Below are 12,151 nucleotides of genomic sequence, written 5' to 3' on the forward strand. Positions count from 1 at the left end.
TTAAGTAAAAAATAAAGTTTAAAACTTAGGTTAAGAAGCTATTTTATAATCTAACCATACATAATTTTGAGAAACAAAATTACGTCCACACTCCTTATTTGGCTAATCGCATTAATAGTATTCAAAATATGAAAACACTTCTTCTTATCTATTTTACCGTAGTAACTTTATCCTTAAATAATGCTCTAATACCAACGCTAAATAATTCTAAAAATTTAAAACTACAAGTTTCTTATAAAGGTTGTATTGATTTTAAATTTGAAGCAGATTCAGAGGATTGCGAGTTTATAAAAAAAATAAATTCAGATTTAAAAGCCCTCAAAAATGTAAACAAAGAGTATTATATAACTAGATACATTAATGAGGTAAGTAAACAAATTGACTCGTACGAAATTGTAGGTTTCAAAGAAGGAGAATCTATTTACATTGATCATAATCAGGAGGTAGGAGCATATATAATTTATTTACAAAAAAACAACTCTCATATTATTGTTTATGATTTTTATGACTAACAACGCTTCTTACCTCTAGTCCTATCATAGAGCACAATACTACCTGCAACGGCTACATTGAGGCTCATCTCTGAAGGAAACTGTATGAGAAAGTGTGATTTTTCGATGGCCTCTTTAGAAAGACCATGATCTTCAGCTCCTAAGAGATACACGCAACGACGTGGATGCTCAAAGGTTTCTAAGGACTCTGAAGTCTCATGCATTTCGACGCCTACGAGTCGTGCTCCTTTAGGCAAATGATGATAAAAATCTGCAAAGGTATCATAGTGAAAATAAGGCATTGCTTTTACAGCATTATGGGTATCACTTGCTTGTTTGGCGTAGCGATTCCCAATGGTAAAAATGAAGCTTGCTCCTAGATTTTGTGCACTACGCCATAAAACACCTAAATTTTCAGGAGTTTTTCCATTTTGAATGCCAATTCCAAAAAATTCGTTTGTAAAGTTATCCACTTTCATAGCGCAAAAATAGTACTTTAGAAGAAGACTATTTCAATCCTCTTTTTTGTAAACTCTTTATTAAATGTAACTTTTGCAGCATCAAATTTTCAGTTCCCCAACTCTAAAGGGAGTGAGAATTTTAAATATCCTAACTATTTGAGAATGTGTCTGCCCTTTAGGGGTGGAGAAATACATATTTGGTTTTAAAAAGTCAACATTCTTTCAAGAAAAATTACCCTTATTGAAATCCTTTCTTTTGTACCCATTTGACCAACTTCCCAATAGTGAGTCCTTGTACGAGTATAGAAAACACAACAATTATATAGGTAATTACTAGAAATAAATCTCTATTCATATCATCAGAAAGTCCTAATGCTAGTGCTATAGAAATTCCACCTCGTAATCCACCCCACGTCATAATCAAGTTGGTTTTAGGAACAAAATCTAATCGTTTTTTAAAGAAATTAATAGGTACTAACAAAGATGCATAACGACACAGTAAGACAATAGGAATTGCAAGTAGTCCTGCTATAATATATTTTCCTTCTATGACGAGCACCAACATTTCCATCCCAATCAAAACAAAGAGTAACGCATTTAATAAAATATCGATGAGTTCCCAAAACTTATCTACATAACTCTCGGTAATTTCAGACATGGCAGTGCCTCGTATGGTATCATTACCTACAATCAAACCTGCTGTTACCATGGCGAGTGGTGCCGAAAGATGAAATTTATGTGCAATAGCAGTTCCTACCATCACACCTGCAAGTGTAATAATGACTTCGATATAATAATCATCTATAGACTTCATTAAGCGGTATACAATCCATCCTATAATAGCACCAAGACCTATACCTCCTATGACTTCCTGTCCAAATAGTTTAAAGATTTCTGAGACTTCTATATTGTCTGTTCCAAAGGAGGCTATTTGAAAAATGGTAAGAAATACAACCACACCTACCCCATCATTAAAGAGTGATTCTCCTACAATTTTGGTTTCTAATTTTTTGGGTGCTCCCGCTTGTTTTAAAATTCCTAAAACTGCTATTGGATCTGTAGGTGAGATCAGGGCTCCAAAGAGTAAACAGTGTATAAAAGCTACTTGCAATCCAAATAAAGGAAGTATGTAATACATCACAACACCTACCAAAAATGTAGAAACCAACACGCCTAGTGTTGAAAACACAAGCACTGGCCATCGTTGTATTTTAAGTTGTTCAAAATTAGTATGCAACGCTCCTGCAAACAGAAGAAAACTTAGCATAATATCCAGCAATACGGTCCTAAAATCAATCTGTTTGATAATGTAACGCTCCGCATGTAATAAGGTATCATCTACATAACTTAATGCAAATATGGCTAGTGTAAATACAATGGTAATCAACATCAAGCCAATTGTATTAGGCAATTTTAGAAATCGCACATTGATGTATCCAAATGCAGCCGAAAGTCCTACAAGTATGGTGATAATTAGAAAGTAATCCATTAATTTTATTGCAGTTATTTAGAAAGTAAAGATAGGTATCTATTTTTATAAAAATTAGTTTTCCATGAGTGATATACGTTTACAAAAAGAGTATGATTTAATCTGTGTAGGAGGAGGAATTATGAGTGCTACACTTGCCCTCATGACTAAACTCATACAACCCGACATCAACATTTTACTCTTAGAACGACTAGATAAGATTGCCCAGGAAAGTTCGGCGGCATGGAATAATGCGGGAACAGGACACTCGGCTTTATGCGAACTCAATTACTGTCCTGAAAAAGAAGATCACTCTGTAGATATCTCAAAAGCAATTAAAATTTGTAATCAGTTTGAGATTTCTAAACAATTCTGGGCATATCTCACCGACCATAACCTTATCAAAAATCCGAGTTCTTTCATCAAAAAAGTTCCTCATCATAGTTGGGTGACTGGCGCCGAAAATTCAGACTATCTGGAAAATCGTTTTAAAACGATGAAAGATCATTTTATGTTTGATAGTATTGCCTTTACAAGAGACCTTGACAAAATGAAAGAATGGTTTCCCCTGATTACAGAAAACCGTGATCCAAATGAAATCATGGCTGCTTCGAGAATAGATCGAGGTACCGAAGTAAATTATGGATCACTTACTGAGCAACTATTTCATATTCTAGAAACAGAATTTAACACCCCTGTACATTGCAATATGAATGTACTGGACGTAGATCCTGATACTGATATTGATTGGTCTGTCAAAGTAGAAAATACAAAAACAGAAACTATAGAACATCTAGACGCAAAGCATGTATTTATAGGCGCTGGCGGTGGTAGTTTATTACTACTTCAAAAAGTAGAAATAGACGAAAAAGAAGGCTATGGAGGCTTTCCCGTGAGTGGCCAATGGCTGGTTTGTAAAAATGAAAAGATCATACAGCAACATAACGCCAAAGTATATAGCAAAGCGGGCGTAGGTGATCCACCTATGTCTACGCCACATCTAGACACCCGTTATATAGATGGCAAAAAATCATTATTATTTGGTCCTTTTGCAGGTTTTAGTCCTAAGTTTTTAAAAGAAGGCTCTAATTTTGACTTACTAAAATCTATAAAAACAGATAATATCAGTGCCATGCTCGGTGCATTTTGGCATAACCTACCACTTACCAAATACCTAGTGACACAGGTAAGCATGTCTTTTGAAGATCGTATGGATAGCTTACGCAAATTCATGAAAGATGCTAAGGATGAAGATTGGGAAATGAAAGTTGCTGGTCAACGGGTACAGATTATTAAAAAGGATGAGTATGAAGGTGGCAAATTGCGATTTGGCACCGAAGTGGTAAGTAGTAAGGATGGAAGTATCACCTGTTTATTAGGCGCTTCACCAGGTGCTTCTACAGCAACAGCCATTATGCTAGAAGTGATTCAAAAAGCCTTTCCTGAAATTATAAAAACGCCTGAAGGAAAAGACAAATTAAAAACGATGGTGCCTACGTGGAATACTGAAGTAACTGAAACGTTATTTAAAGAATCTCTCGGAAAAGCAAATGAAAGTTTAGGATTGGATTAACGATTGTTGGTTGTTGGTTGTTGGTTGTTGGTTGTTGGTTGTTGGTTGTTGGTTGTTGGTTGTTGGTTGTTGAAGGTATTAAAACAATATAACGTGATTTCGATACAATTTTACAAGTCCACGTTGTTTCGTTTTAAATCCCTCAATCATCCATTATAACTCCTTTGTTTACATCTAATTCCGCTTTCGCGAAAGCGAACTTGTAAGACTTGCCTACTGGCAGGTTCACAATCTTAGGGAGAACGAAGCGCTAAAGGCTATACAAGATCATTCACCAAAGATAGACGTATGAGTTTCCCCTCTAGAAAGAGGGGACTAAGGGGTGTGTTATTTATAAATATTCTCTCCCTTCCATCTGTGTCTCCTACCTCGACACAGCCAGCTTCCTCGTTGAGGGAAAGAATTTTTAAAAACATAAATAGAGTACTACTCTATCGTTAGAGTGCTACTCTATTTACAGTCGGTAATTTCGATACTATTTTCGCTTTTCGCGAAAATCACTCAATCACCTCGCATAGTTTATGTAATTCCCTTGAAGAAGGGAATCTTATCCTTTATATCTTACAGGTCCATTTTAAAACTTCTCAACTAGCCTACTCAAATGCACTCATTTTTATGTCATTTCTCGTCACTACGTTTCCTTCGAAATGACAAATTCATGAACTTCTAAACTCTTACTGATGACTCCAATTATCAGGTTCGTCACTATTGCCTGGAGATAATCCGATAATATCACCATCGGTGTTGACGCCTAGGCCTACGACCATTCGGTTGACATAGTTAAAGTAACTCGTGACTTGGTTGATTTCTAGGATTTCGCCTTCAGAGAAGCCTACGGTTTTTAAATGATCTATATCTTTTTTGGTGATGGTGTGATGGGCTTGGGTGAGTTTTTGCGCGTGTATAATACCGTCTTTATAATGATTATCAAAGAAGGTATGCGCAGTATTGTCTTGTACACGTTGATAAAAAGCAGCTGCACGGACATCATCTGCCAATAATCGTGTGAATCCTGCAAGGTGATGTTGCACACAGTAATCACAGGTATTGAGATAACTCACATACACGCCTATAGCTTCTAGATACCATTTGGGCAAGGTATTATTGGAATTGTGAAGCACACTTTTGTATAAGGTCATATGTCCTTTTAATGTATGCGGACGTAAACTATGTATGGACAATACATTATCTACATTATTATCAGGGCCTTTTACGCGGTCGTACATACGTTTTAAAGGGCCTTCTGCTTCATCGTATCCTAGGGTTTTTATCCAACTCATATCTTAAAATTTCTTTTTCTTTTTTCGCTTTAAGCGAAAATATGGAATACAGAAGTAAAAGTCGAGAGCATTATTTAAAACATATCTTATATCAATGACATTATATCAACTTTCTAAACATTCTTTCCAAGACAATAAAATTTCTTTCCAATCTTCTAATGGAATAACTATTTTTTCACTTTCATCTTGAGTATAAAACCAAACTTCAAAATGAGTAGGTGTAATAAAAGCATTCCAATATAAATCTAGTGTTCGTCCCGCACTCCATTCTGGGTCTTCTATTTGATCAAAGCCTCCATTAATAGCAAGTTCAATATCATTAATAAACTCATCAACATCAGTAACATATTGAAATATATCTATATACCCTTCTAATGGCCCTGAGATATCACAACCCCAATAAGGGTCTTTCTTAATTATCAAATTATATTTTTGTAGAACTGCTGTATTCACCTATACTTTTTCGCTTTAAGCAAACATACAAAACCCTTCTACAACAACGGTTTGAAAAAAAAGTAAACTTTTTTGCGACTTTTTTAATACATATCTTACTAATGGAGTATACATCCTGATAATGCAGTAGAAAATCTATTACATTTTGAAAACACTTCAAAATATACCATTGCATTTTTTTTATGTAATAATCCGTAGCGATGCTATGCATAATTTCATAAAAAACATCTTTTATTGTGTTGTCAAACTTCATAACGAAGTTCTACTACATCATCAGGAATAAATCATCTTTAATGCGCAAAGAAGAAGCATTTACACAACTCATAAAAGAAAACGAAGGGATCATTTTTAAGATTTCCAGAGTGTATTGTGATACGCTTGAAAATCAAAAGGATCTGTATCAAGATATCGTGTTTCAATTATGGAAAGGGTTTGATAGTTTTAGAGGAGAAGCCAAAGCCAGTACTTGGATGTATCGTGTGGCATTAAACACAGCCTTTACATTTATTAAAAAGGAAAAACGCAAAGGCACGTCTGTAGGTATAGACAACTTGCATCTGAAATATGAACCTGATGACCCAATTCTGGAAGAACGACTCGCAGAAATGTATGCTCAGATACGGCAACTTTCTGATGTCAACAAAGGGATTATTCTTCTTTTATTAGAAGGTAAAAAGTATGAAGAGATTGCCTCCATTACTGGATTTTCTAGAAGTAAAGTAGCCACACGCATCTCTCGTATTAAAGAAACACTAAGAACACAACTGGTTAAAAAATAAATACTATGGAACTTGAAGAAATGCAAGCTGCCTGGTCACAAATGAGCCAGGATCTAGAAAAACAAAAACAATTAACAGACGAAATTATACTCAAAATGACACAACAAAAATATACCTCACAATGGAATAAGATCTTTACTGCCGAAAAAATAGGTGGCGTTATATGCTACATAGGACTTGTCGTATTATTAGCCAATTTTAAAATATTTGACACCATCGCATTACAAGTATCGGCTATTTTATGCATGCTTATACTCGCTATTCTTCCTATTGTTTCTTTAAAAACGATACGAGGAATGAAACAAGTGAATGTCACTAAAATGAATTATAAAGAAACCATGGAAACCTATGCAAAAGGAAAGAAAAACTTTGTCAATTTTCAAAAATTGAACGTTGGGATTAGTTTTCTATTTATGATCCTTACGGTACCTGTTTCGGCTAAGTTATTTAATGACGAAAACTTGTTTGAAACCCTTGATCCTAAATTAGGAATTGCCGTACCATTTATGCTTGTCTTTTTCGGACTTCTTATTTGGTTTGTGACACGTTGTTATAAAAAGGTGTTACGTAATTCTGAAACGATCTTGAAAGAGATTGAAGAGTAAACATATACGTTTCCCCTCTAAAAAGAGGGGATTAAGGGGCGTGTTGACTATATATGACATATATACTTATCCTCTTAAGCTATTAGAATCCTCCCTTCCGTGTGTATTTCATTCATCAATACAACCACCTTCCCTTTTTAGTGAGAAGGTGGTTTACTAAATTATTTAGTTTTATACGCTTTCGCGAAATCGAGCTAGCGAGATTCATGACCAAAGGGAGAGCGAAGCGTTAAAGCGGACTCGTGAGACTTGCCTACCGTCAAACAGGTTCACAACCAAATGCCGAGTGAAACGTTAAAGTGTATATCGTTTATTTATCCTGCATTATGCAATAGAAAATCTATTCCGTCCTGAAACTGCTGTAAAATATATCGTTGCACTACGTTTTTAAGTTGAACCATAGCGATGCTATGCTAAAACTCAGAAAACGTCATATTTTATTGCTGTTTCAACCCTCATCACGAAGTTCTATTGCATAATGCAGGTTTATTTCATAGCCACTACTCTTCGGATAGCATCTACGTGATACTTTATGATACGAGAACGACCTTCTGAGGTCATTAATAGTGTATTGAATTCTTCTCTATTATCCATAAAGAAGTTCTCTGTAAGAATGGCTGGCATCTTGGTTTTCGTAAGGACATAAAAGTGTTCTTCTTTATCAAGATCTCCATCTGAAAAATCGGTACGTAATTTCCGATCTGGAAATGTTCTTTGATATTCTTGACCAAAAATAGTAGCAATACGATCGCTATGGGTTTGTCCTGGAGATGTGAAAATTTCACTTCCTATACCACCGCCTGCATTGGCGTGCACGCTTAAGTAGAAGCACTTTTGACGTGCATAGGCATTAGCACGACGTACACGTGTTTTTAGGCTTACATCCCAATATTCTGGAGCGATATTTACATATGGAATCTTTAGAAGGGTTAAATCTTGAATAATTCCATTCACAATGGCTCGGTTAAATTCCCCTTCATAGATCACATTACCATCCCCCCAATCTTTTCGTTTGCCAGGGGTTTGATATTTTCCATTGATGAGACCTCCATGGCCATTGTCTAAGAGTACAAGCATTTTTTAACGTATTTATATATACATACAATGTATTTGAAACTATCTTCTAAGGCAATCGTATTTCATACTTTAATCTGTCTTTTCAGTAGTTTAAAATTTGCTTACCTAAATGAACAAAAAACCATCGCAAAGCGATGGTTTTTTGTTTGTACGTTTTTAAAACTATACTATTTCAAATTAGCATAAGCCTGAATCTTATTTTCTATATACTCTTTAGTTGTTTCTATTTTTATCTCATTCAAACGTAATGGGTATAAAATATGTGCCATTTTCGTCTATTTCTAAGGGTAATGTTATAGGGCGTCCACCCAATGCACTATTCATATAGTTTAGTGCTTTACCAGTATCATCATCTATACAAACGATAATGAACCCTCCTTTCCAACCATCTTTAGGTACCGTAGCTCGTGTTACCCAACAATTTTTTATAAATTCTTTTGTATGAAGGTTTTTTTGATTCTTTATAAAATCAGCTCTAAAAGGGATTTCTTTATCGTAATAAGACTCATATCCTCTCCATTCATCTAAATCATTGATTATTTTTTGTAATAGATCAGTACAATATTTTTCTGTATAATTCATTTGATTATTTCCAACACATTATAGTAAAATCTTGATTCATGTTATTAACCTTGTTGTGCTAATGCTATATCAATAGTATCTTCATTCACGTTAAGCGTCATTCTTTCATTTGACACAACCAGTTCTTTAAGTAGGAGAATTTGCTACTGTAAAAATAGTTTGATCGCCCTGCGTATCTATTGCAACTCCTTTATCAGAAAGAGCATTCTGTATGACAGCTAGAATTTCTGGTTGTTCTGTTTTGAATACTACATTATATGAAAGAAATGAAAAGAAGTCAATTAAAATGACATAGAAATTATATTAGAAGTAGCACCTCTGAATCGTATTATAAAATTATAATCAGTTTCTTTTTCTAAAAAATATTTTATAACTCCTAAATCAAGTAACATCTTATCTCCACTGTCCTCAATAGTACCTTTAATGAGGTATTCAAAAAAAACATCTTTTGAAATTTGATGACTCTTTTTTTTTGATTCAATTGGAACAATCATAGTTATTCCACTAGGAAATATTTCATTATTGTCTTGATCAGTAATCAATAGACCCACTCTTTCTAGGCTTTTGGTTGAGTTACCGAAAACAAACTCTTCTGTTTCTTTATTTTCTGAAAAGAATTTGACAGAAAGTAAGAACTTGTTATTCGTATTTTTATTAGCAATAATTATTTTTAATTTTTCCATTTTTTTAATGAGCTATTATAGCTTCATACTACTTTAACAAAGAAGACTAAAGTATTTATTTTATTAGATATAAATTTAATCTATTTACGAATCTTGTTGCGCTAATGCTATATCAATAGTATCTTCATTTACGTTAAGCGTCATTATTTTATTGGAAACAATAAGCTCTTTAATAGGAGAATTTACTACTGTAAAAATAGTTTGATCATCCTGCGTATCTATTGTAACTTCTTTATCTGAAAGAACATTCGGTATCATCGTTAGAATTTCTGATTGTTCTTCTTTAAATGTAATTGTATATGAAACAATGTTGTATAAATCATCAATTTTATAAGAAACAGGTTCTATATCATCTAAGTCTCTATATTTCCCTTTTCTTAATTTTGCAAATATCCCTCGTGCCTCTAGTGGATAAACATCTATATAAATAGTTATCATAATTTCAGTTAATTCTTGTGTAGAGCACTTTTTCAAATGATCTAAAAAAACAATTCTTTCTTCCATATATGACCAATATTGATCATCATCATATTCGCTTTTATTAAATGCATATTTGTATTTAGATTGATAATACAACCATTCTGTTTTTATATTTTTCATGATCAGCATCAATCTGGGTTACGAGGAACATTTGTACCTTAAATATTTTAACTCAAAAGGTTTTCTCCATTATCTACTCGAGAATTTGTCAATTCATAAAACTCTTTTTCAAATTTTATTAGGTCATCCTGACTAATATCTATATCATTACTTGAACTCTGAATAATATGATCAGTAAAATCTTTGTTTAATTCAAGATTCGGATATTTATTCAGGTAATAGGTTAAATAACTAGGCCATATCCATATACCATCTGTATACAATTCATGAGGTCCAATACTTGAGTCACCATCATCAAATAACCAACTCATCCAAGAAAGAAAAACTTTTCCTCTTTCTAAATAGAGAATTACAACCTCTAGATCTAAGGAATTTTCATTTATATTAGTATTATTAATGTCTTCAAGTTTTTTTGAAAAACTATAATCATCATGCCTTTTTAAAAATCCAACTGTTTTCATTTTATTTTATATCAAATATTACAAATTTACCTTTTAAATTATGTTCAAACTCATACAAATCATTAAGACTTACTTTATCTGTAGGAGCCTGAACTTTAGCGTTTAGAATTTTTGAAAGCTTGGCAGCAGGCCCATTAGGTTTTAAGCCTGAAAAACAGACTACTAATCGTATTGGCTCTCCCTTTTGATACCCTCTATCCAATAGTAACTTAACAAACGCCTCTGGAGAAATCTTCCGTCCATCAATGATAAATCTTCTTCCATCTCCATGGGCTAAAACATTAAACCAACCATCATCAGGTCTTTTTTCCAAGCGAATTGAATTTCTTTGAGTTGCTCCATCATTTCCAAAGCGAAAAAATCTATTCCCCATCCAATCAGCACGACGCTTCCTCCCAATATCACCTATCTTTTCTCGATTTCCTTCTAAAAGATCATCTACCAGCTTCCGTAATCCTTTTATAGCCGTAGCAGTACTTTTTGCAATCTGAACACCACTATAGATGGCTATAAGTGCTTCAAAAATCTTAAAAAGATCTTCTACAAGGTTTTTAGAAATTACATATTTTACTTGTGCGCTATCTTAACGCTTGCTTACTTTCTCAAAGAACTTCGCTAACTGATCATAGATATAACTAAAAAACCACCGTTTTTACGATGGTTTTTTTAGATTCATTAAAATTATTTTCAACCTGGATTACGAGGAGAAGTCCTGTAATAATCTACCAATTTATCATCACTAATTGTAATAATTATCTTATCCGGTGTAACTACTAAGGTGTCAATCACACCATCTTGAACTTTGTACGTAATTGTATCCCCTTCCATTTCTTTCTCATACATTATTTCTTGTAACGCTTCATCAATCGCATTTATAGTATAAGATTGCCTTAAAAAAATAGTCAACTCTTTATCAAAACGATCGCGACCTTCAGGAAAGAATTCATCTCTATTATCTCCAAGAACAGTTTTAACTTCAAAAGACGTAATATCTGACCTTGATGTCATATACTTAGTTTTTGTTTCACTAATTTTCTCATAAGTTTCTTCTATTGTGAAAGCCAAACTAGTAAGATCTGGTGTTTTCTCTCTAAAAGAGTATATGTATGTATACAACAGATCGTTTATAGTAGCCCGTTTCTCAAATTTTTGAAAATCTGCTCTTTCTTTATCATACTTGGACATCCAATCGTCCAATTCTTTATCAAAGCCTCCACCAATACTATAATCTCTTACTAAGGGTAGTTGATACAAGAACTCTAAATTTAAATCGAATTTATTTTTCATAGTAATTCATATAATGCGTGTATTCTATTTTCTTTAATTTACTTCATTATAAATATTAAATTTTTAATCAAGCATCAATTTTTTTAAGAATACTTCCAGAAACTAAGTACTCCAGTTTTCCAGTTTTTACGTCTATAGTAACAAAACCTACATCAATTGTGGTAGGACTATCTTTAATTAGTTCAACACTATAGGTAACGATGTGCATTGGTTTAGTTCCGCTTCGATCAAATAATGGCGATTTTTCTCTTATCCCACTATATGATAGTGTTCCTTCATCAGGAATAATCCCCTCTTTTTTTAAATATTGTCTTACTTTCTCTATAATTTCTTGTTCGTTCATAAATAGAT

Annotated in this window: 16 protein-coding genes; 4 read left to right on the top strand and 12 right to left on the bottom strand. The window is 33.5% G+C overall.

The window, feature by feature from the left end; all coding sequences use genetic code 11:
* The first annotated feature begins 128 nt into the window (after nucleotides 1-128).
* The gene (locus Q1A01_RS08825) at nucleotides 129-512 is read left to right on the top strand and encodes a hypothetical protein (protein WP_299679095.1); all 384 of its coding nucleotides are present in this window, start codon (nucleotides 129-131) and stop codon (nucleotides 510-512) included.
* Here Q1A01_RS08825 and Q1A01_RS08830 read toward each other — a convergent pair.
* Nucleotides 509-970, bottom strand: coding sequence for an RNA methyltransferase (locus Q1A01_RS08830; protein WP_299679098.1), 462 nt, complete (start codon nucleotides 968-970; stop codon nucleotides 509-511). The genes Q1A01_RS08825 and Q1A01_RS08830 overlap by 4 nt on opposite strands.
* 220 nt (nucleotides 971-1,190) lie before the next feature.
* Nucleotides 1,191-2,441 carry a sodium:proton antiporter gene (locus Q1A01_RS08835; RefSeq protein ID WP_299679101.1) on the bottom strand — a complete coding sequence of 417 codons (1,251 nt, stop codon included), beginning with the start codon at nucleotides 2,439-2,441 and terminating at the stop codon, nucleotides 1,191-1,193.
* Between the two features lie 64 nt (nucleotides 2,442-2,505).
* Between Q1A01_RS08835 and mqo the strand changes: the two genes are divergently transcribed.
* A complete protein-coding gene (gene mqo, locus Q1A01_RS08840; protein WP_299679104.1) occupies nucleotides 2,506-3,993 on the top strand; it encodes a malate dehydrogenase (quinone) in 1,488 nt (495 codons plus the stop codon).
* 674 nt (nucleotides 3,994-4,667) lie between these two features.
* Here the strand turns inward: mqo and Q1A01_RS08845 are convergent.
* Nucleotides 4,668-5,273, bottom strand: coding sequence for a peroxidase-related enzyme (locus Q1A01_RS08845; protein WP_299679107.1), 606 nt, complete (start codon nucleotides 5,271-5,273; stop codon nucleotides 4,668-4,670).
* A gap of 105 nt (nucleotides 5,274-5,378) precedes the next feature.
* Nucleotides 5,379-5,726, bottom strand: coding sequence for a hypothetical protein (locus Q1A01_RS08850; RefSeq protein ID WP_299679110.1), 348 nt, complete (start codon nucleotides 5,724-5,726; stop codon nucleotides 5,379-5,381).
* A gap of 293 nt (nucleotides 5,727-6,019) precedes the next feature.
* On the opposite strand from Q1A01_RS08850, the gene Q1A01_RS08855 reads away from it, so the two are divergent.
* Complete coding sequence (locus Q1A01_RS08855) at nucleotides 6,020-6,505, top strand: sigma-70 family RNA polymerase sigma factor (protein ID WP_299679113.1); 486 nt, start codon at nucleotides 6,020-6,022, stop codon at nucleotides 6,503-6,505.
* A gap of 5 nt (nucleotides 6,506-6,510) precedes the next feature.
* Complete coding sequence (locus Q1A01_RS08860; RefSeq protein ID WP_299679116.1) at nucleotides 6,511-7,110, top strand: hypothetical protein; 600 nt, start codon at nucleotides 6,511-6,513, stop codon at nucleotides 7,108-7,110.
* A 486-nt stretch (nucleotides 7,111-7,596) separates the two neighbouring features.
* Here the strand turns inward: Q1A01_RS08860 and Q1A01_RS08865 are convergent, their stop codons facing one another.
* The 8 genes from Q1A01_RS08865 to Q1A01_RS08900 all read right to left on the bottom strand — a co-directional run bounded on the left by Q1A01_RS08865 (nucleotide 7,597) and on the right by Q1A01_RS08900 (nucleotide 12,143).
* Nucleotides 7,597-8,187 carry an N-acetylmuramoyl-L-alanine amidase gene (locus tag Q1A01_RS08865; protein ID WP_299679119.1) on the bottom strand — a complete coding sequence of 197 codons (591 nt, stop codon included), beginning with the start codon at nucleotides 8,185-8,187 and terminating at the stop codon, nucleotides 7,597-7,599.
* A gap of 234 nt (nucleotides 8,188-8,421) precedes the next feature.
* Nucleotides 8,422-8,769, bottom strand: a complete 348-nt coding sequence (locus Q1A01_RS08870; protein WP_299679122.1) for a hypothetical protein — start codon at nucleotides 8,767-8,769, stop codon at nucleotides 8,422-8,424.
* Between the two features lie 281 nt (nucleotides 8,770-9,050).
* Nucleotides 9,051-9,452, bottom strand: a complete 402-nt coding sequence (locus Q1A01_RS08875) for a hypothetical protein (protein WP_299679125.1) — start codon at nucleotides 9,450-9,452, stop codon at nucleotides 9,051-9,053.
* Between the two features lie 84 nt (nucleotides 9,453-9,536).
* Nucleotides 9,537-10,052 (bottom strand): hypothetical protein, encoded by a 516-nt coding sequence (locus tag Q1A01_RS08880; protein WP_299679128.1) that lies wholly within the window; start codon nucleotides 10,050-10,052, stop codon nucleotides 9,537-9,539.
* 47 nt (nucleotides 10,053-10,099) lie between these two features.
* Nucleotides 10,100-10,513, bottom strand: coding sequence for a hypothetical protein (locus tag Q1A01_RS08885; RefSeq protein ID WP_299679131.1), 414 nt, complete (start codon nucleotides 10,511-10,513; stop codon nucleotides 10,100-10,102).
* Nucleotide 10,514: 1 nt separating this feature from the next.
* Entirely contained in the window at nucleotides 10,515-10,886 is a 372-nt protein-coding gene (locus Q1A01_RS08890; protein ID WP_299679134.1) for a hypothetical protein, read from the bottom strand.
* 314 nt (nucleotides 10,887-11,200) lie between these two features.
* A complete protein-coding gene (locus tag Q1A01_RS08895) occupies nucleotides 11,201-11,800 on the bottom strand; it encodes a hypothetical protein (RefSeq protein WP_299679137.1) in 600 nt (199 codons plus the stop codon).
* A 67-nt stretch (nucleotides 11,801-11,867) separates the two neighbouring features.
* Nucleotides 11,868-12,143, bottom strand: coding sequence for a hypothetical protein (locus tag Q1A01_RS08900; protein WP_299679140.1), 276 nt, complete (start codon nucleotides 12,141-12,143; stop codon nucleotides 11,868-11,870).
* Nucleotides 12,144-12,151 lie beyond the last annotated feature (8 nt).

The organism is uncultured Dokdonia sp. (assembly GCF_947492815.1).
Classification (GTDB): Bacteria; Bacteroidota; Bacteroidia; order Flavobacteriales; family Flavobacteriaceae; genus Dokdonia.

Bases quoted from the DNA above. Each gene is read 5' to 3' on its own strand.
- Q1A01_RS08900 (WP_299679140.1), bottom strand. From the start codon at position 12,143: ATGAACGAACAAGAAATTATAGAGAAAGTAAGACAATATTTAAAAAAA.
- Q1A01_RS08895 (WP_299679137.1), bottom strand. From the start codon at position 11,800: ATGAAAAATAAATTCGATTTAAATTTAGAGTTCTTGTATCAACTACCC.
- mqo (WP_299679104.1), top strand. From the start codon at position 2,506: ATGAGTGATATACGTTTACAAAAAGAGTATGATTTAATCTGTGTAGGA.
- Q1A01_RS08880 (WP_299679128.1), bottom strand. From the start codon at position 10,052: ATGAAAAATATAAAAACAGAATGGTTGTATTATCAATCTAAATACAAA.
- Q1A01_RS08885 (WP_299679131.1), bottom strand. From the start codon at position 10,513: ATGAAAACAGTTGGATTTTTAAAAAGGCATGATGATTATAGTTTTTCA.
- Q1A01_RS08870 (WP_299679122.1), bottom strand. From the start codon at position 8,769: ATGAATTATACAGAAAAATATTGTACTGATCTATTACAAAAAATAATC.
- Q1A01_RS08890 (WP_299679134.1), bottom strand. From the start codon at position 10,886: ATGGGGAATAGATTTTTTCGCTTTGGAAATGATGGAGCAACTCAAAGA.
- Q1A01_RS08825 (WP_299679095.1), top strand. From the start codon at position 129: ATGAAAACACTTCTTCTTATCTATTTTACCGTAGTAACTTTATCCTTA.
- Q1A01_RS08835 (WP_299679101.1), bottom strand. From the start codon at position 2,441: ATGGATTACTTTCTAATTATCACCATACTTGTAGGACTTTCGGCTGCA.
- Q1A01_RS08845 (WP_299679107.1), bottom strand. From the start codon at position 5,273: ATGAGTTGGATAAAAACCCTAGGATACGATGAAGCAGAAGGCCCTTTA.
- Q1A01_RS08860 (WP_299679116.1), top strand. From the start codon at position 6,511: ATGGAACTTGAAGAAATGCAAGCTGCCTGGTCACAAATGAGCCAGGAT.
- Q1A01_RS08875 (WP_299679125.1), bottom strand. From the start codon at position 9,452: ATGGAAAAATTAAAAATAATTATTGCTAATAAAAATACGAATAACAAG.
- Q1A01_RS08855 (WP_299679113.1), top strand. From the start codon at position 6,020: ATGCGCAAAGAAGAAGCATTTACACAACTCATAAAAGAAAACGAAGGG.
- Q1A01_RS08865 (WP_299679119.1), bottom strand. From the start codon at position 8,187: ATGCTTGTACTCTTAGACAATGGCCATGGAGGTCTCATCAATGGAAAA.
- Q1A01_RS08830 (WP_299679098.1), bottom strand. From the start codon at position 970: ATGAAAGTGGATAACTTTACAAACGAATTTTTTGGAATTGGCATTCAA.